This is a genomic window from Micromonospora sp. LZ34, from assembly GCF_052981855.1.
This window is the reverse complement of record NZ_JBRIQN010000008.1, coordinates 136,795-155,952: the sequence shown is the minus strand read 5'-3', so window position 1 is coordinate 155,952 and position 19,158 is coordinate 136,795. Positions and strand designations below refer to the sequence as shown.

Below are 19,158 nucleotides of genomic sequence, written 5' to 3'. Positions count from 1 at the left end.
GTCCGTTGGTGACTGCTGAGCATGCGCACGCGGAGGGGGACGAGGCCGGTCCGGCGGCGTCCGTAAGCGTGCTCGACGAGATCCTGGCCGGCGTGCGCGAGGACGTGGCCCGGCGGCAGGAGCAGGTGCCGCTGGAGCGGATCCGCGAACTGGCCGCCGCCGCGCCGCCGCCGATGGACGCCTACGCGGCGCTGCGCCGGCCCGGTGTCGCGGTGATCGCCGAGGTCAAGCGCTCCTCGCCGTCGAAGGGGAAGCTGGCCGAGATCGCCGACCCGGCCGACCTGGCCGGCGAGTACGCCGCCGGCGGCGCCCGGGCGATCAGCGTGCTCACCGAGGGGCGCTGGTTCGGCGGCTCGCTGGACGACCTCGCCGCGGTGCGCGCCGCGGTCAACGTCCCGGTGCTGCGCAAGGACTTCGTCGTCTCCAGCTACCAGGTGCACGAGGCCCGGGCGCACGGCGCCGACCTGGTGCTGCTGATCGTCGCGGCCCTCGAGCAGAACGTGCTGGTCGGCCTGCTGGAGCGGATCGAGTCGCTCGGCATGACCGCGCTGGTCGAGGTGCACGACGAGGAGGAGGCCGACCGGGCGCTGGAGGCCGGTGCGCAGGTGATCGGGGTCAACGCCCGCGATCTGCGTACCCTGGAGGTCGACCGCTCGGTGTTCGAGCGGATCGCGCCCGGCCTGCCCAGCAGCGTCGTGAAGATCGCCGAGTCCGGCGTGCGCGGCCCGCACGACCTCATCCGGTACGCCTCGGCCGGTGCCGACGCGGTCCTGGTCGGCGAGGGCCTGGTCACCCAGAAGAGCCCTCGGGAGGCGGTGGCCGAGCTGGTCAACGCCGGCAACCACCCGGCCACGCCCCGTCCGGTGCGCTGAGGCGCGCCGGCTGACGCCCGCAGCGAGAGGAGTGCCGGCATGAGCGCCGACGCCTTGGCCGCCCCGACCGGTCCGTTTCCCGACCCGGCCGGCCACTTCGGCCGCTTCGGCGGGAGGTTCGTGCCGGAGGCGCTGGTCGCGGCGCTGGACGAGCTGGACGCCGCGCACCGCACGGCGATGGCCGACGAGTCGTTCCGGGCCGAGTTCGGCGCGCTGCTGCGCGACTACGCCGGCACCCCGTCGCTGCTCTACGAGGCCCGGCGGTTCTCCGCCAAGGCCGGCGCGCGGGTGCTGCTCAAGCGCGAGGACCTCAACCACACCGGCGCGCACAAGGTGCGCAACGTGCTCGGCCAGGCGCTGCTGACCCGGCGGATGGGCAAGACCCGGGTGATCGCCGAGACCGGCGCCGGCCAGCACGGGGTGGCCACCGCCACCGCCGCCGCGCTGTTCGACCTGGAGTGCGTGGTCTACATGGGCCAGGTCGACACCGAGCGGCAGGCGCTGAACGTGGCCCGGATGCGGATGCTGGGCGCCACGGTCGTACCGGTCACCGCCGGCTCGCGCACCCTCAAGGACGCGATGAACGAGGCGATGCGCGACTGGGTGGCCAACGTCGAGGACACCCACTACCTGATCGGCACGGCGGCCGGGCCACACCCGTTCCCGGCGCTGGTCCGCGACTTCGTCCGGGGCATCGGCGACGAGGCCCGCCAGCAGTGCCTCGACCTGACCGGCGCGCTGCCGGACGCGGTCACCGCCTGCGTCGGCGGCGGCTCGAACGCGCTGGGCATCTTCCACGCCTTCGTCGGCGACCCGCAGGTGCGGCTGTACGGCTTCGAGGCCGGCGGCGACGGCGTGGCGACCGGCCGGCACGCGGCCAGCATCACCGGCGGCTCCACCGGCGTGCTGCACGGCACCCGCACCTACGTGCTCCAGGACGCGGACGGGCAGACCTGCGAGTCGCACTCGATCTCCGCCGGCCTGGACTACCCGGGCGTCGGGCCCGAGCACGCCTGGCTGCACGACACCGGCCGGGCCAGCTACGCGCCGGTCACCGACGACGAGGCGATGGCCGCGTTCGAGCTGCTCTGCCGCACCGAGGGCATCATCCCGGCGATCGAGAGCGCGCACGCCCTCGCCGGCACCCTGAAGATCGCCCCGAAGCTCGCCGCCGACCTGGGCCGCGAGCCCACCATCGTGGTCAACCTCTCCGGCCGGGGCGACAAGGACGTGCACACCGCCGGCGACTACTTCGGCGTCCTCGACAAGGAGTGAGTGCGATGGGCGGTGCCGCCGGCGTGAGCAGGATCGGGGTGGCCTTCGACAAGGCGCGCGCCGACGGGCGGGCCCTGTTGGTCGGCTGCATGCCGGCCGGGTTCCCGACCGTCGAGGGCAGCATCGCGGCGATGACCGCGATGGTCGAGGCCGGGGTCGACGTGATCGAGGTGGAGATCCCGTACTCGGACCCGGTGATGGACGGCCCGGTGATCCAGAAGGCCAGCGACATCGCGCTGGCCGGCGGCGTACGGACCGCCGACACGCTGCGCATCATCGAGGCGGTCGCGGCCACCGGCGCCCCGGTGGTCACCATGACCTACTGGAACCCGATCGAGCGGTACGGGGTCGACGCGTTCGCCCGGGACCTGGACGCCGCCGGCGGGACCGGACTGATCACTCCCGACCTGATCCCCGACGAGGCCGACGAGTGGCTGGCCGCGTCGGACGCGTACGGGCTGGACCGCACCTTCCTGGTCGCCCCGTCCTCCACCGACGCCCGGCTGGCGATGACCGTCGAGCACTGCCGCGGCTTCGTCTACGCCACCGCGCTCATGGGCGTCACCGGTGCCCGGACGCAGACCTCCGAGGCGGCGCCGGTGCTGGTCTCCCGGGTCCGGGCGGTCACCGACCTGCCGGTCGGCGTCGGCCTCGGGGTGGGCACCGGCGCGCAGGCCGGCACGGTCGGCGGGTACGCCGACGGCGTGATCGTGGGCAGCGCGCTGGTCCGCTGCATGCTCGACGCGCCGGATCTCGACGCCGGGCTGGCCGCGCTCCGGACGCTCAGCGCCGAACTGGCCGAGGGCGTCCGCCACCCGGCCCGCTGACCACCGCCCGTCCCGCCACCGATCCCTGTGACCGGGCCACCTCGCGGGGTGGGCGGTGCCACCCGGACGGTCACGCCGGCCACCCCAGCCGCTGCGAGGCTGCCGGGCTCGCCCTCGCGGTGACCCTCCCCGACCTCAGCCCCGGCCGGTGCCGCTCGCAGGCACCAACGTCGTCGCGGGGGCTGGCAGTCGGCTCGTCCGTCATTCCGTTCCGTCATATTCATGCCTCACCGGCATGAGGGTCGCGGGGAATACTCTTTGCCGCCGGGCCGCCGGGCCGCCGGGCCGCGCGTCACCGCGGGGTCGTCTCGCGCGTCGCCGGCTGGGCCCGGGGTTCCGGTGCCCGGCCGGCCGGCGGGCCGCAGTCGTGCAGCACGCCGGAGCGGCCGGCCAGCGCGTCGGCGAGCGCCGCCCGGGTGGTGGGGGTGAGCAACTCGGGCAGGTCCGTCACGTCGTGCCAGGAGAGCCGGCAGCCGCCCACCGGCTCGCCCGCCGGTCGCCGGCCGCGGGCCCGGAAGACGTGCACCAGCACCTCCGGCAGCGTCCCGGCCCGCCCGGGCGGCGGCGCCGGGCCGGGCGCCGGCGCGCCGAGGTGGTAGAGCCCGACCAGGTCGACCACCTCGATCTCCCAGCCGGTCTCCGCGCGGATGTCGCGCACCGCCGCGTGCACCGGGCTCTCCGCCCGGTGCAGCCGCCCGCCGGGCAGCGCGTACCGGCGTTCGCCCCGGCCCTGCCGGCAGAGCAGCACCCGGCCGGCGTCGTCGGTGACGACCGCGGCCACCGCCCAGGTGAGCGCGCTCATGGACAAAGAGCCTACGTCGGCGCAAACCAGAAGTCACCGAGCCGCCACCCGGCACGGACCGGGGTGCCGCCGGAGGGGTCGACAGCGGTAGCGTGTGCATCCGTGACTCTCGCCTCGCTGTCCCCCCAGGCGGCCCTGCCCAGTCCCAGCACCGCGGTCTGGCAGCTCGGCCCGGTCCCGCTCCGGGCGTACGCGCTGTGCATCATCCTCGGCATCGTGGTGGCCTGCGTGGTCACCGAGTACCGGCTGCGCCGGCGCGGGGTCGCCCCGGGCGCGGTGCTCGACATCGCGGTCTGGGCCGTGCCGGCCGGCATCATCGGCGCCCGGATCTACCACGTGATCACCTCGCCGGAGAAGTACTTCGGCACCGGCGGCGACCCGATGAAGGCGTTCGCCATCTGGGAGGGTGGCCTCGGCATCTGGGGCGCAGTGGCCGGCGGCGCGATCGGCGCCTGGATCGCCGCCCGCCAGCTCGGCGTCCCGTTCGCCGTGGTGGCCGACGCGCTCGCGCCGGGCCTGCCGCTGGCGCAGGCGGTGGGCCGGCTCGGCAACTGGTTCAACAACGAGCTCTACGGCGGCCGGACCACCCTGCCCTGGGGGCTGGAGATCCACCGGATGGACCCGGACAACCCGGGGCACGCGCTGCGCGACGACACCGGCCGGCCCATCCTCGAGCCGGGCCTCTACCACCCGACCTTCGCCTACGAGGCGCTCTGGAACGTCGGCGTCGCGGTGCTGGTCCTGGTGCTCGACCGCAAGCTGCGCCTCGGCCGGGGCCGGGCGTTCGCGCTCTACGTGATGGGCTACACCGCCGGCCGGTTCTGGATCGAACTGATGCGCACCGACGAGGCCAACACCATCCTCGGCGTCCGGCTCAACGTCTGGACCGCGGCCCTGGTGTTCCTCGGCGCCCTGGTCTACTTCGTGCGCGTCCGCGGCCCCCGGGAGTACCTCGTCCCGGTCGGCGCGGCGGCGGCGCCGGCCCCGCCCGCGTCCGACGTCTCGCAGGTCGACCTCTCCGCCACCGAGGCCGGCGCGCAGCCGGCCGCGCCGGAGGGCTACCGGGTGGTCAGCGAGGAGCAGTACCGCACCTGGCAGGAGACCGGCGAGGCGCCCGCCGACCCCGCCGCCGACCGGGACGGCCAGGCCGACGGGGACGACGAGCCGGCCGACCGGGCCGCGACCGGGTCGACCGATCGCCCCGACGACGCGGAGACCGCGGACGCGACGGCGCGGGACGAGCGGGCCGGCGCGGCGGGTTCCCGCCCCGCCGACGGCGACAGCTGAGCGGGGAACCATGCGGAGCGCGGTGGTGGTCGGCGCCGGGATCGGCGGCCTCGCGGTCGCCGGGGCGCTGGCCCGCTCCGGCTGGCGGGTCACCCTCCTGGAACGGGCCGACCGGATCCGCCCGGAGCCGACGGCCGTCGTGCTGTGGCCCAACGGGGTGCGCGCGCTGCGCGCCCTCGGCCTCGGCGCCGGCCTGGAGGCGATCGCCACGCCGCTGCCCGACGCCGGGATACGCCGCCCGGACGGGCACTGGCTGGTGCAGCCCCGGCCCGCCCCGGCCGACCGGATGCCGGTGGTGGTGCACCGGGAGGACCTGCACGACGCGCTGATCGCCGGGCTGGGCGACAGGGTCGAGTTGCGCACCGGGGTGACCGTGCGGACGGTGCGCGCCGCGGCCGGCGCGCGCCCGGCGGTCGGCGACGGCCGGCACACGATCGAGGCCGACCTGGTGGTTGCCGCCGACGGCACCGACAGCGAGCTCCGCCGCCAGCTGGCGCCCGAGGCCACCGTGGTCAGCTCCGGCTGCGCCGCCTGGCGGGCGGTGATTCCCTGGTACCGGGCGCCGCGGCTGCCCGCCGAGGTGCCGGTGGGCGGCGAGACCCTCGGCGCCGGATACCGGTTCGTCTCCGCCTCGCTGGGCGAGCGCGGCTCGTCGGGCGGGTCCAGCCGGGGCGGCATCTACTGGGTGGCCACCGCGGCCGGGGCGCCCCGGCCGGAGCCCCCGGAGACCCAGCTCGCCCTGCTGCGCCGCTGGTACGCGGGCTGGCCGTCGCCGGTCACCGACCTGCTCGACGCCACCGACCCGGCCGACCTGGTGCAGCAGGAGATCCGCGAGCTGCGGCCGCTGCCCCGGGGGTACGCCTTCCCGGCCGGCCCGGGCGGGGTGGTGCTGCTCGGCGACGCCGCACACGCCATGCCGCCGCACCTCGGCCAGGGCGCCTGCCTCGCCTTCGAGGACGCCGCCACCCTGGCCACCCTGCTGCGCGAGTCGCGGCTGCCCGACGCGCTGGCCGCGTACGACCGGGTGCGCCGCCCGCGCGCGGCGTCGATGGTCCGGCAGGCCCGCCGGATGTCGGCGGTGCTGCGCGCCCGCGGCCGGCTCGCCCTGCGGGCCCGCGACGCCGCCCTCGGCACGATCAGCCCCCGGCTGCTCTCCACCGCCGCCACCACCGCGGCCGCCTGGCGGCCGCCGAGCTGACCTGCGTCAGGGCAGCACCGGGGCGGGTTCGGCGATGCAGGCGGTGCCGATCCGGCGGAAGCCGACCCGCAGGTAGACCCGGGCGATCTCCTCGCTGCCGGCGGAGAGGAAGACCAGGTCGGTGCCGGCGGCCAGCAGCTCGCGGGCCAGCGTGGCGGTCACCCCGGCACCCAGGCCCCGGCGGCGGGCGGCCGGCAGGGTGGCCACCCCGGCGATCTCGGCGACGTCGTCGACCCGCATCGCCATCCCGCTGGCCAGGGCGCCCTCTGCCGGCGTGCCGGCCAGCACGGAGAGCCGCGCGCCGTCGGCGATCCGGGTCCGCTCCTCGGCCAGCGCGGCCAGGTCCACCTCGGCCACCGCGGCTTCCCGCTCGGCCGGACCGGCGTCGCCCCGGCCGGTGCCGGGCGCGGAGAAGCCGACCGCGGCGACGGCCCGCCGGACGGCCACGTCGGCGGCGAAGTCCGGCGCGTCCGGGTCGAGCAGCCGCACCGGTACGGCGGCCAGCGTCGCCGGGTCGGGCAGCGCGGCCGGGTCGAGCACCATCAGCGGCGCCTCCAGCACGCTCAGCCCCGCCGAGCGGGCCACCGCGAGCAGGTCCGGCGTGGTCTCGTGCACCCACTCGAAGGCTTCCGGCAGCCCCAGCTCGCGCTGCCGCTCGCGGACCCGGGCGACGTCGGCCAGCGAGGGGGCCTCGCCGGCGTCGAGCCGGGGCCGGGCGTAGAACGGCCAGCCGGTCCCGTCCCGGACGAAGAGCACCAGGCCGCCGTACTCCTCGGCCCGGGCCACGTCCCGGGGCACCGCGTCGTAGAAGCGTTCCAACCGGTCGAACAGGTCCTTGTGCTGCGGATCCACCGCGCGAGACTACACGTCCCAGACTCTGGAAGGTGTGATCAATCCGCACTGGCCTTGCGCACCCCGCCCTAACGTAGACTCAATAAACCCACAAGGGCCGACGTCGTCCCGACCCCGTGATCCAACGCTGAGCGACGACAGGAGGCCCGGTGGCCTTTCCGTACCCTCACAGCCCCCAGCCGGCCGCGCCGTACGGCCCGGGTGTCCCCGCGGCCGGGCTCTACGACCCCGCCCAGGAGCACGACGCCTGCGGGGTGGCCTTCGTGGCGGACCTGCACGGACGGCGCTCCCACGCGGTGGTCGCCAACGGCCTCGCCGCGCTGTGCCGGCTGGATCATCGGGGTGCCCGCGGCGCGGAACCGAACACCGGCGACGGCGCCGGGATCATGATCCAGGTGCCGGACGCGTTCCTGCGCGCCGTGGTGGACTTCCCGCTGCCGCCGGCCGGCGCGTACGCCACCGGCCTGGTCTTCCTCCCCGACGACGACGCCGCCGAGGCGCGCGCCCGCCGGGTGGTGGAGAAGTACGCCCTGGTCGAGGGGGCCGAGCTGCTCGGCTGGCGGGACGTGCCGGTCGACCCGGCCGGCCTGGGCGAGACCGCGCTCGCCGCGATGCCCCGGATCCGGCAGCTCTTCCTCGCCGCGCACCGGCTCACCGACTCGCCGGCCGGCCCGGCCGGTACGCCGCTGCGCGGCGTCGAGCTGGACCGGGTGGCGTTCTGCGTCCGCAAGCAGGCCGAGCGGGAGTCCGCCGAGCGGGGCGTGCCGGCGTACTTCCCGTCGCTGTCCGCGCGGACCATGGTCTTCAAGGGCATGCTCACCCCCGACCAACTGCCCGCGTTCTACCCGGAGCTGACCGACGAGCGGGTGGTCAGCGCGATCGCGCTGGTGCACTCGCGGTTCTCCACCAACACCTTCCCGTCCTGGCCGCTGGCGCACCCGTACCGCTTCATCGCGCACAACGGCGAGATCAACACCATCCGCGGCAACCGGAACTGGATGCAGGCCCGGGAGGCGCTGCTGCGCACCCCGAACCTGCCCGGCAACATCCGGCGCATCTTCCCGGTCTGCACCCCGGCCGCCTCCGACTCGGCCAACTTCGACGAGGTCCTGGAGCTGCTGCACCTGGCCGGGCGGAGCCTGCCGCACGCGGTGCTGATGATGATCCCGGAGGCGTGGGAGAACGACCCGGACATGCGGCCGGACAAGCGGGACTTCTACCGCTTCCACGCCAGCCTGATGGAGCCGTGGGACGGGCCGGCCTCGGTCGCCTTCACCGACGGCGAACTCGTCGGCGCGGTGCTCGACCGCAACGGGCTGCGCCCGGGGCGCTGGTGGCGTACCGACGACGGCCTGGTGGTGCTCGGCAGCGAGGCGGGCGTGCTCGACGTCGACCCGGCCCGGGTGGTCGCCAAGGGGCGGCTCCAGCCGGGGCGGATGTTCCTGGTCGACACCGTCGCCGGCCGGATCGTGCACGACGAGGAGATCAAGGCCGAGCTGGCCGCCGAGCGGCCGTACGGCGACTGGCTGCACGCCGGGCTGATCGAGCTGACCGACCTGCCCGCCCGCGAGCACATCGTCTACACCCACGACTCGGTCCGCCGCCGGCAGCAGATCTTCGGCTACACCGAGGAGGAGCTGAAGATCCTGCTCGCGCCGATGGCCCGGGCCGGCGCCGAGCCGATCGGCTCGATGGGCACGGACACCCCGATCTCGCCGCTGTCCACCCGGCCGCGGCTGCTCTACGACTACTTCCACCAGCTCTTCGCCCAGGTCACCAACCCGCCGCTGGACGCCATCCGGGAGGAGCTGGTGACCAGCCTGGCGTCGACCATCGGGCCGGAGGGCAACCTGCTCGACCCGGGTCCGGCCAGCTGCCGGCAGATCGTGCTGCCCTACCCGGTGGTCGACAACGACGAGCTGGCCAAGATCCTCTCCATCGACGAGGACGGCGACCTGCCCGGCTTCAAGGCGGTCCGGGTCTCCGGGCTCTACCGGGTCCGCGAGGGCGGCGCGGGCATCAAGGCCCGGCTGACCGAGATCTGCCGGCACGTCTCCGAGGCGATCGAGGACGGCGTACGCATCCTGGTGCTCTCCGACCGGGACTCCAACGCCGACCTGGCGCCGATCCCGTCGCTGCTGCTCACCGCCGCGGTGCACCAGCACCTGGTCCGCGAGCAGACCCGCACCCAGGTGGCGCTGATCGTCGAGTCCGGCGACTGCCGCGAGGTGCATCACGCCGCGGTGCTGATCGGCTATGGCGCGGCGGCGGTCAACCCGTACCTGGCCTTCGAGTCGGTGGAGGACATGATCGCCACCGGCGCGCTGGCCGGGGTCGAGCCGGTCGTCGCGGTCCGCAACTACGTCAAGGCGCTCGGCAAGGGCGTCCTGAAGATCATGTCCAAGATGGGCATCTCGACGGTGTCGTCGTACTGCGGCGCCCAGGTGTTCGAGGCCGTCGGGCTGGATTCCCGGCTGGTGCAGCGCTACTTCCGGGGCACCCCGAGCAAGATCGGTGGGATCGGGCTGGACGGCATCCACGCCGAGGTCGCCGCCCGGCACGCGCGGGCCTGGCCGGCGCCGGGCGCCGCGGCCACCGACCGGCTGGAGGTGGGCGGCGAGTACCAGTGGCGCCGCGAGGGCGAGCTGCACCTGTTCAACCCGGAGACCGTCTTCCTGCTCCAGCACGCCACCCGCAGCCGGCAGTACGACATCTTCCGCAAGTACACCGCGAAGGTCGACGAGCTGGCCGCGCAGGCGGGCTCGCTGCGCGGGCTGTTCACCCTGCGGACCGGGGCGCGGCCGGCGGTGCCGATCGAGGAGGTCGAGCCGGCCACCGAGATCGTCAAGCGGTTCGCCACCGGCGCCATGTCGTACGGCTCGATCTCGGCCGAGGCCCACGAGACGCTGGCCGTCGCGATGAACCGGCTCGGCGGCAAGTCCAACACCGGCGAGGGCGGCGAGGACGTCGAGCGGCTGCACGACCCGGCCCGCCGCTCGGCGGTGAAGCAGATCGCCAGCGGCCGGTTCGGGGTGACCAGCGAATATCTGGTCAACGCCGACGACCTGCAGATCAAGATGGCCCAGGGCGCCAAGCCCGGCGAGGGCGGGCAGCTGCCCGGCAACAAGGTCTGGCCGTGGATCGCCCGTACCCGGCACGCCACCCCGGGCGTCGGCCTGATCTCCCCGCCGCCGCACCACGACATCTACTCCATCGAGGACCTCGCCCAGCTGGTGCACGACCTGAAGTGCGTCAACCCGGCCGCCCGGGTGCACGTGAAGCTGGTCAGCGAGGTCGGCGTCGGCACCGTGGCGGCGGGCGTGGCCAAGCTCAAGGCCGACGTCATCCTGATCTCCGGTCACGACGGCGGCACCGGCGCGTCCCCGCTGAACTCGCTCAAGCACGCCGGCACCCCGTGGGAGCTGGGGCTGGCCGAGGCGCAGCAGACACTGCTGCTGAACAAGCTGCGCGACCGGGTCACCGTGCAGGTCGACGGCCAGCTCAAGACCGGCCGGGACGTGCTGGTCGCGGCGCTGCTCGGCGCCGAGGAGTTCGGCTTCGCCACCGCCCCGCTGATCGTCGAGGGCTGCGTCATGATGCGGGTCTGCCACCTGGACACCTGTCCGGTCGGCATCGCCACCCAGAACCCGGTGCTGCGGGAACGCTTCACCGGCAAGCCGGAGTTCGTGGAGAACTTCTTCCTCTTCCTCGCCGAGGAGGTCCGCGGCTACCTGGCCGAGCTGGGCTTCCGGTCGATCGAGGAGGCGATCGGGCACGCCGAGCTGCTCGACGTCACCCCGGCGATCGCGCACTGGAAGGCCAGCGGGCTCGACCTGACCCCCGTGCTGCACCTGCCGGAACTGCCGGCCGGCGCCGCCCGCCGGCGGACCCGCGCCCAGGACCACGGCCTGGACCTGGCCCTGGACAACGAGCTGATCGCCCTCGCCGAGCCGGCGCTGCGGGATGCGGGGTCCCGGGCGGAGGCGACCAGCGCCGAGGCGCGGGACTCCGCACAGGTCACGCCGGTGCGGGTCGAGGTGGCGGTGCGCAACGAGCACCGCAGCGTCGGCGCCATGCTCGGCGGCGAGGTGACCCGCCGCTACGGCGGCGCGGGCCTGCCCGCCGACACGATCGAGTTCACCCTGCGCGGCACCGCCGGGCAGTCGTTCGGCGCGTTCCTGCCCCGCGGGGTGACCCTGCGGCTGCACGGCGACGCCAACGACTACGTCGGCAAGGGCCTCTCCGGCGGGCGGCTCGTCGTCCGGCCGGACGCCGCCGCGCCGTTCCTCGACGGCGACGCCGCGCTGGGGGCGCGGGCCGAGGACCAGATCATCGCGGGCAACACCATCCTGTACGGGGCCACGGCCGGCGAGCTTTTCCTGCGCGGCCGGGTGGGGGAGCGGTTCGCGGTGCGCAACTCCGGCGCGGTGGCCGTCGTCGAGGGCGTCGGCGACCACGGCTGCGAGTACATGACCGGCGGGACCGTGGTGGTGCTCGGGCCGACCGGCCGCAACTTCGCCGCCGGCATGTCCGGCGGGACCGCCTTCGTCCACCGGCTCGACCGGCGCCGGGTCAACGCCGAGCTGGTCGACCTGGCGCCGCTGTCCGAGGAGGAGCAGGCCGTGCTGCACGAGCTGGTGCAGCGGCACTTCGCCGAGACCGACTCGGCGGTCGCCGAGGAGCTGCTCAAGCACTGGCCGGCGGCGGTGGCGGAGTTCACCGCGGTGGTGCCCCGGGACTACCGCCGGGTGCTGGAGATCATGCGGGCCGCCGAAGCCGCCGGCCGTGACGTCGACGACGCGGTCATGACTGCCCTGACCGCGCCGGTGCCGCCCGCCCAGCGGGCGGTCGCCCAGGAGGTGGCTCGTGCCTGACCCGAACGGTTTCCTGCGCTACCCGCGGCGGATGCCGGCCCGCCGGCCGGTGCCGGTGCGGATCAGCGACTGGCGGGAGGTCTACCCGCCCGCCGGTGAGGAGCTGATCCGCGAGCAGGCCACCCGCTGCATGGACTGCGGCATCCCGTTCTGCCACGACGGCTGCCCGTTGGGCAACCGGATCCCGGACTGGAACGACCTGGTCCGCACCGGCAACTGGGACGCCGCGGTGGACTCGCTGCACGCCACCAACAACTTCCCGGAGTTCACCGGCCGGCTCTGCCCGGCGCCGTGCGAGGCCGCCTGCGTGCTCGGCATCGGCGGCGGTGAGCCGGTCACCATCAAGCAGGTCGAGGTGGAGATCGCCAACGCGGCCGTCGAGCGTGGCCGGCTGGCGCCGAGCCCGGTGCCGGCGCCGTCCGGGCGTTCGGTCGCCGTGGTCGGCTCCGGGCCCGCCGGCCTGGCGGCCGCGCAGCAGCTGGCCCGCGCCGGCCACGCGGTGACGGTGTACGAGCGCGACGACGCGCTCGGCGGCCTGCTTCGGTACGGCATCCCCGACTTCAAACTGGAGAAGGAGCACATCGACCGGCGGCTGGCCCAGCTCGCCGCGGAGGGGGTGCGGTTCCGCACCGGCGTGCAGGTGGGTGTGGACGTGACCGCCGAGCAGCTGCGCGCCGAGCACGACGCCGTGCTGCTCGCCTGCGGCGCGCTGCAGGGCCGGGACACCCCGGCGACGCCGGGTCGGCAGCTGCGCGGCGTGCACCAGGCGATGGAACACCTGGTCGCGGCCAACCGGGTGGTCGCCGCGGCCGGCGAGGGGCGGCCCGCGCTCGCCGTACTGCCCGACGGCACGCCGATCGACGCGGCCGGCAAGCACGTGGTGATCATCGGCGGCGGCGACACCGCGGCCGACTGCCTCGGCGTGGCGCACCGGCAGGGCGCCGCCGGCGTGCACCAGCTGGACCTGTACCCGCAGCCGCCGCACGCCCGGGACGAGTCGCGCGACCCGTGGCCCACCTGGCCGTGGATCCTGCGCGCGTACCCGGCGCACGAGGAGGGCGGCGAGCGGGTCTTCGCGGTGGCGGTGCAGGAGTTCGTCGACGACGGCACCGGCGCGGTGCGGGCGGTCCGGATCGCCGAGGTGACCGTCCAGAAGCGGGACGGCCGGCGGATCGTCACCCCGGTGCCGGGCACCGAGCGGGAACTCCCGGCGGACCTGGTGCTGCTGGCGATCGGCTTCGACGGCACCGAGGAGCAGCCGCTGCTCGGGCAGCTCGGGGTGACCCGCAACGCCCGCGGCGCGGTCGACGCCCGGCCGGACTGGCAGACCGGGGTCGACGGGGTCTTCGTGGCCGGCGACATGCACCGGGGCGCCTCGCTCATCGTCTGGGCGATCGCCGAGGGCCGCGCCGCGGCCGCCGCGATCCACACCTACCTCGGCGGCCCCGGCACCCTCCCCGCTCCGGTGGACCCCGCCGCCGAACCCCTCGCCGCCCGCTGACCGGTCGGTCAGCGGGTGAGCCAGGTCATGGTGTTCGTGGTCCATCCCGGTGGTTGGGGGACCGGCCGGCACGAAGATCGTCGCTACGCTGCCCGGTATGGACAGCGAGGAGCGCCTGCGGCGGGTCCGCCGCTGGCTGTGGGTCGTGGTCGTGGGTCTGTTCCTCAGCGGGGTGACCGCGTTCCCGCTGGAGATCGAGGTGCGCTGGCTGCTCCGGGCGCTCGACCCGCTCGCCGACGACCTGCCGGCCCTGTTCGGCTGGGTCGAACGGGTCCACACCGGGCTGGTCGAGACCGGCGACCGCTACCCGTTCATGCGCTACGGGACCGACTGGCTCGCGTTCGCGCACCTGGTGCTGGCGGTGGCCTTCTGGGGCCCACTGCGTGACCCGGTGCGCAACGTCTGGGTGGTGCAGCTCGGCATGATCGCCTGCGCCGGCATCGTGCCGCTGGCCCTGATCTGCGGCCCGATCCGGGACATCCCCTGGTTCTGGACGCTGGTCGACCTCTCCTTCGCGGTCGGCGCCTTCCCGCCGCTCTGGTTCGCCTACCGGCACATCCGGGCGGTCGAGGCGGCCACCGCGACACCGGCCTCTCCGGCGGCGGTACCGGCCGCCTGATCCGCCGTCCGTCCCCGCGGCCTGGCCGATCGGGGGACGTGACGAGGACCGGACGGGTGCCCGGTTTCGCCTGGTCTGTGGTCGCCTGCGGCGGCTCCCGGTGAACCCCCTCACGAACAGCGGCGGATCGGTTTGCCGGCCGCCAGACTTGGCCACCGCCGAACCACCGAGCGGGTCGGCGTCGTCAATGTCGCCGTCGTGGGGAGGTCGTGGCCGTGGGTGCCACGTTCGCAGCGCTGCGCCACCGCAACTACCGGATCTGGGCCGCTGCGGGTTTCGTCTCGGTCGTCGGCACCTGGATGCAGGTCCTCGGGGTCAACTGGTACGTGCTCGCCGAGACCCGGTCGGCGACCTCGATGGGCCTCGCCGTGCTCCTCCAGGCGCTGCCCACGCTGCTGCTCAGCGCCTGGGGTGGGGCGCTGGCCGACCGGCTGTCGGCCAAGCCGCTGCTGGTCGCCGCCCAGGCGGCGCACGCGGCGCTGGCGGCCGGGCTGGCGGTGGTCGCCGCCACCGGCGCGGGCGGCCTACCGGCGATCTACGCGATCTCCCTGGCCACCGGCGTGGTCTCGGCGATCGAGGGGCCGATGATGGGCCGCTGGACGTCGACCCTGGTGGACCGGGAGAGCCTCGGCAACGCGCTGGCGCTCGGCTCGCTCACCCACTCCGCCGGTCGCATCCTCGGCATGAGCGCCGGCGCCGTCGTGGTCGCCGCGGTCGGCCCCGCCGTGCTCTTCGCCGTCAACTCGGCCAGCTTCGTCGCGGTGCTGGTGGCCCTGTTCGCCGTACGGGAGCGGGAACTGCACACCGGCGAGCCGGCGGCCGACGCGGAGCCGGTGGACGGCGGCATCCGGGCCGGCTTCCGCTACCTGCTGCGCCAGCCGGTGGTGCTGGTCGCGCTGGCCCTGTCGTTCGTGCTCGGCAGCCTCGGCCGCAACTACCAGGTCACCATGGCGGCGATGAGCGACGGCCCGCTGGGCGGGGGCGCGGCCGGCTACGGCCTGCTGTCCACCGTCTTCGCGGTGGGCACGGTGCTCGGCGCGCTCGTCGCGGCCCGCCGGCGGCACCTGGGCTACGGCGTCCTGGTCGGCGCGGGACTGCTGGCCAGCGGCTTGCAGATCGCCGCCGGCCTGGCCCCGACCACCCTGGGTTTCGCCGCGGTGATCCTGCCGGTCGCCGCCGCCGCGGTGGTCATCGACACCACCGTCGGGACCCGGGCCCAGCTCGACACCGACTACGCGATGCGCGGGCGGGTGCTGGCCGCGCTGGCGGTCACCGGCTCGGTCTCCGCCGCGGTCGGCGCCCCGCTGCTCGGCTGGCTCTCCGAGCACGCCGGCCCCCGGCAGACCCTGGTGCTGGCCGGCGCGGCCACGGCGATCGCCACCGTGGTGGCCGGGGTGGCCCTGGACGGGCTGCGGGATCGCCGGTTGCGCCGCCGGCTCGCCCGGGCGCTGGCCACGCCCAGGGTGCGTCGGGTCGCCTTGACGGCCGCCCGCGTCGTCCGACCGGCGTCGACCGTGGTCCGGCCGGTGCCGGCGCCGACCGTCCGGCCGTTCGGTGGCGTCCCCGCCGCCCGGACGGCGCCGGCCCGGCCGAGGGGCGCGCGACTCCGGCCGCCGGCCGACGAGTACGCGGCCGGCGCGCCGCGCCGGGCCCGCCGACGCTCCGGACTCGCCGGGGCGCCCCGTCCCGCCGGCCCGCCCGTCCAGTGCGCCCGCTCCACCCCGACCCCGGTCCTCACCGACCCCGTCGGCTGACCCACCCCGACCCTGCCCCGCCCGCCCGCCCGCCCTCCGCCCGCCCCTCCGCCCGAGGCTGTCGATCATGAAGTTAGCGGCGCCGATACCGGCGTGTCGCGCCGCTAACTTCATGATCAACCCGCCGGGCGGGGCGGGGGGCGGGGACGGGGTCAGTGGGTTAGGAGGTGGTGGGATTCGCGGAGCTTCGGCCAGGACTTGGGCTCGGCGGGTGGGGTGGACTTGCGGGCGGTGGTTGGGACGTCGGGGCGGCCGGGGGTGAACAGCCAGGTGGTGAGCAGGTCGTCCAAGTCCAGCCCGGAGATCCGCTCGGCGAGGGCCTGGAACTGCTCGATGCTGGCGTTGCCGTGCCGGTGCTCGGCCGTCCAGGCCGGCAGGATGGCGAAGAACGCGTCGTCGCCGACGGCCAGCCGGAGCTGGTGCAGCGCCATCGCGCCCCGGTCGTAGACCGCGTCGTCGAAGATCCGGCTCGGGCCGGGCTCGCCCGGCGGCACCTGCCAGAACTCGTCGTCCGCCGGATAGCTGGCGTACGTGAAGTCGAACAGCTCCTGCGCGGTGCCCTCGCCCTGCTCCTCCGACCAGAGCCACTCGGCGTAGGAGGCGAAGCCCTCGTTCAGCCAGATGTCGCTCCAGTCGGCCACCGACACCGAGTCGCCGAACCACTGGTGGGCGTTCTCGTGCACCACCACGTAGGTGTTGGCGCCCCGGCGCCAGAAGCCCGGCCCGTACACCGACCGGGTCTGCGTCTCCAGCGCGAAGCCGATGCCGTCGACCGGCCCGGCCACGCCGCCCTGCGCCTCGAACGGGTACGGGCCGAAGATCCCGGCGGCCCACTCGACGATCTCGGCCGTGCGCTCGATGCTGGCCCGCGCGGCCGGAGCCAGCTCGCCCAGCGTGGTGCTGTACGCGTTGACCACCGGCTGGCCGTTCGGCGCGGTGTCGCTGACGATGTCGTACTGGCCGATGGCGAGGAAGGCCAGGTAGGTGGCGGTCGGCGAGGTGGTGCGCCAACTCCACCGGGTGCGGTTGTCGGCCTCGGCCAGCGGCGGCCGCGGCTGCACGCCGTTGCTGATCACCTCGACCCCGGTCGGCACCGACACGGAGATATCGTAGGTGGCCTTGTCCGTCGGGTGGTCGTTGCTGGGGAACCACCACCAGGCGGACTCGGGCTCGTTCACCGCCATCGCCCCGTCGTCGGTACGGGTCCAGCCGGTGTAGCCGCCGACCAGCGTCTCGGACGGCACGCCCGAGTAGCGCACCACGACGGTGAGCTGCTGGCCGGCGGTCACCGCCCGGCGCGGCGTGACGACCAGCTCGTGCACCCCCTCCCGGGTGGCGGTGGCCTGCCAGCCGTTGACCCGTACCGAGTCGACGTCGAGCAGGAAGTCCAGGTTGAACCGGGACAGGTCCCGGGTGGCCCGGGCCAGGATGGTGGTGGTGCCGGTGAGCAGGTCGGTCTGCGGGTCGTAGCGCAGCCGGACGTCGTAGTGCTCGACGTCGTAGCCGCCGTTGCCGTAGTCCGGGAAGTAGCTGTCACCGAGGCCCGGACCGCCGGGTTGCGGCGCGGCGGTGGGCAGGACCGGCCGACCCCAGCCCGGTAGGGCGGCGTGGCCGGGGGTGCCGGCGACCAGGGTGCCGGCGGTGGTGACGGTCAGGGCGGCGATGGCCGCCGTGAGAGCTCGTCGCACGGGGTGGACTCCCTCCATCGGGGTGTTCGCACGGTCAACCTAATCGACACATGTGAACATGTCGCCCCCGTCGTGCCCGCCCGCTGTCCGTCGACGCCCGTTTCCGGCGGCCTACCGCCGCTCGTCGGCCCGGACGGAGTCCTCGCCCTCCCGGGCCGCTATCCGTACCTCCCGGTTGGCCGACGTCGGGTCGCAGCCGGTGGCTCGGAGCAGTTCGCTCGCGGCGGTGCGCAGTTGGGTCACCACCGCGGTTCCGAAGTCGTCGACTCCGAGCGCCCGGGCCCGGCCGGCCCGGTGCACGGCGTCGAGGATCTTCTGGTGGGTTCCTTCGGGCGGGCGCCCGGCACGGTGCTCGTGTCGCAGCAGCTCGACCGCGTTGGCGAGCTGGCCGACGCCGGCGGACAGCTCGCGGGGAAGGGGCTCGTCGTACTGCAGCGCCAGCGCCGACCGATGGGCCAACCCTCGGCTGTGTTCGATGACCCGTTCCACGTGCACGGTCCCACGCGCGAAGCGTTCCACGTCCTGTCGACGCCGCCAGCGAGCCGGCGCCAGGCTGACCACCTCTTCGGCGCCGTTGAGCGCCTGGTGCATCCGATCGAGGTCGGGTCCCATGCCGCGGAGCGCTTCCAGCGCTCGAACCGCCCGTTGCTGATCGCGGGTGGCCAGCGCCGCCGAAACCTCCCTCAGCTGATGCGCGAGGCACTGGAAGATCGGGGCTGCGTCGCGGTCGAGGATCCGCATCGGGTTGATCGGCAGCAGCAACGCGACCACCACGAGGCCGACGACACTGCCGACCATCGCGTCGACGATCCGCGGCCATTCGAGGTCCTGCTGCGCAGGCGACAGGGTCGCGAGCAGCACCGCCGTGCCGCCGGCCTGTCCGACGGCTGCCCCGGTGCGCCCGAACAGCACGAGCGTGGCCAGGATGGCACCGCCGACGACAACTCCGGTCTGCCAGAGCCCGGTGCCCAGAACCGCCAGCAGGACGTCGGTGGTGGCGATACCCAGTCCGACTCCGAGCAGCAGTTCGACGGTGCGGTGGGCACGCTGGCCGAGCGCGGCGACGATCGTGCCCACCGCGGCGGAGGGCGCGAAGACCGGCGAGGGGTTGCCCAGCAGATCGTGCCCGATCGACCAGGCCAGCACCGCGGCGAGCCCAGCCTGCACCGAGATCGCCAGGGCGACTTCGAACTGATGCAGCCGCAATCGACCCGCCTGACCGCTTCGACCTCGAATCCGAGCCGCGGTGCCCTTCACCTGTTCAGCACCGCGATCGACCCGCGACCGGGCAACGCCTGACCGGCGATCATGAGGACTCACCGACCACTCGTACCCTGCTCACGCCGGGCGAATCCGGCCAGCCGCCATGGGCCGTGCTCCGCTGGGCACGACGTCTGCGGCGCCGATCCGTGGATCCGCGACGTCAGCGGGGTGATCGAGGCGTACCACCCGGATGCCGACGGCTACCGGTACGGTTACCTCCCGGCATTGACCGCGGTCACCGGCTGAGACGCGTCGGCGCGACAGCGGCCGACGCTCCACAGCAGAGCGCCAGTCGCCGTCGCTTGCCGACGGCAGGGACACTGGGTGGATCGGACGGACACGGCCC

General features: G+C 74.8%; 13 protein-coding genes and 1 pseudogene. 10 read left to right on the top strand and 4 right to left on the bottom strand.

All coding sequences use genetic code 11. The features are described 5' to 3' along the window. Positions 1 to 68: 68 nt before the first annotated feature. The 3 genes from trpC to trpA are packed head-to-tail and all read left to right on the top strand — an operon-like array spanning position 69 to position 2,974. Entirely contained in the window at positions 69 to 872 is an 804-nt protein-coding gene (gene trpC, locus ACVCAH_RS12035) for an indole-3-glycerol phosphate synthase TrpC (protein ID WP_447136227.1), read from the top strand. Between the two features lie 39 nt (positions 873 to 911). Further along, positions 912 to 2,147 (top strand): tryptophan synthase subunit beta, encoded by a 1,236-nt coding sequence (gene trpB, locus ACVCAH_RS12030; RefSeq protein WP_447136163.1) that lies wholly within the window; start codon positions 912 to 914, stop codon positions 2,145 to 2,147. Positions 2,148 to 2,170: 23 nt separating this feature from the next. Beyond that, entirely contained in the window at positions 2,171 to 2,974 is an 804-nt protein-coding gene (trpA, locus tag ACVCAH_RS12025; RefSeq protein WP_447136226.1) for a tryptophan synthase subunit alpha, read from the top strand. A gap of 292 nt (positions 2,975 to 3,266) precedes the next feature. Here trpA and ACVCAH_RS12020 read toward each other — a convergent pair whose 3' ends face one another. After that, positions 3,267 to 3,776, bottom strand: a complete 510-nt coding sequence (locus ACVCAH_RS12020) for an NUDIX hydrolase (RefSeq protein WP_447136162.1) — start codon at positions 3,774 to 3,776, stop codon at positions 3,267 to 3,269. Between the two features lie 102 nt (positions 3,777 to 3,878). Here ACVCAH_RS12020 and lgt point away from each other — a divergent pair, with 102 nt between their 5' ends. Next, positions 3,879 to 5,063: a prolipoprotein diacylglyceryl transferase gene (gene lgt, locus ACVCAH_RS12015; protein WP_447136161.1), complete on the top strand. Its 1,185-nt coding sequence runs from the start codon at positions 3,879 to 3,881 to the stop codon at positions 5,061 to 5,063. Positions 5,064 to 5,073: 10 nt separating this feature from the next. Continuing rightward, entirely contained in the window at positions 5,074 to 6,261 is a 1,188-nt protein-coding gene (locus ACVCAH_RS12010) for an FAD-dependent oxidoreductase (protein ID WP_447136160.1), read from the top strand. A 6-nt stretch (positions 6,262 to 6,267) separates the two neighbouring features. Here ACVCAH_RS12010 and ACVCAH_RS12005 read toward each other — a convergent pair whose 3' ends face one another. Further along, positions 6,268 to 7,113, bottom strand: coding sequence for a GNAT family N-acetyltransferase (locus tag ACVCAH_RS12005; RefSeq protein ID WP_447136159.1), 846 nt, complete (start codon positions 7,111 to 7,113; stop codon positions 6,268 to 6,270). A 149-nt stretch (positions 7,114 to 7,262) separates the two neighbouring features. Between ACVCAH_RS12005 and gltB the strand changes: the two genes are divergently transcribed. The 4 genes from gltB to ACVCAH_RS11985 all read left to right on the top strand — a co-directional run bounded on the left by gltB (position 7,263) and on the right by ACVCAH_RS11985 (position 15,861). Beyond that, positions 7,263 to 11,987, top strand: coding sequence for a glutamate synthase large subunit (gene gltB, locus ACVCAH_RS12000; protein WP_447136158.1), 4,725 nt, complete (start codon positions 7,263 to 7,265; stop codon positions 11,985 to 11,987). Continuing rightward, complete coding sequence (locus tag ACVCAH_RS11995) at positions 11,980 to 13,488, top strand: glutamate synthase subunit beta (protein ID WP_447136157.1); 1,509 nt, start codon at positions 11,980 to 11,982, stop codon at positions 13,486 to 13,488. Before gltB ends, ACVCAH_RS11995 begins: the two co-directional genes overlap by 8 nt. Positions 13,489 to 13,585: 97 nt before the next feature. Continuing rightward, entirely contained in the window at positions 13,586 to 14,107 is a 522-nt protein-coding gene (locus ACVCAH_RS11990; protein WP_447136156.1) for a hypothetical protein, read from the top strand. Positions 14,108 to 14,322: 215 nt separating this feature from the next. Continuing rightward, positions 14,323 to 15,861 (top strand): MFS transporter, encoded by a 1,539-nt coding sequence (locus ACVCAH_RS11985; protein ID WP_447136155.1) that lies wholly within the window; start codon positions 14,323 to 14,325, stop codon positions 15,859 to 15,861. A 152-nt stretch (positions 15,862 to 16,013) separates the two neighbouring features. Here ACVCAH_RS11985 and ACVCAH_RS11980 read toward each other — a convergent pair whose 3' ends face one another. Next, positions 16,014 to 17,549 carry a M1 family metallopeptidase gene (locus ACVCAH_RS11980; protein ID WP_447136154.1) on the bottom strand — a complete coding sequence of 512 codons (1,536 nt, stop codon included), beginning with the start codon at positions 17,547 to 17,549 and terminating at the stop codon, positions 16,014 to 16,016. A 111-nt stretch (positions 17,550 to 17,660) separates the two neighbouring features. Then, a complete protein-coding gene (locus ACVCAH_RS11975; protein ID WP_447136153.1) occupies positions 17,661 to 18,755 on the bottom strand; it encodes an FUSC family protein in 1,095 nt (364 codons plus the stop codon). A gap of 174 nt (positions 18,756 to 18,929) precedes the next feature. Here ACVCAH_RS11975 and ACVCAH_RS11970 point away from each other — a divergent pair. After that, positions 18,930 to 19,058, top strand: a pseudogene (locus ACVCAH_RS11970) (lipase); the annotation flags it as partial. Positions 19,059 to 19,158 lie beyond the last annotated feature (100 nt).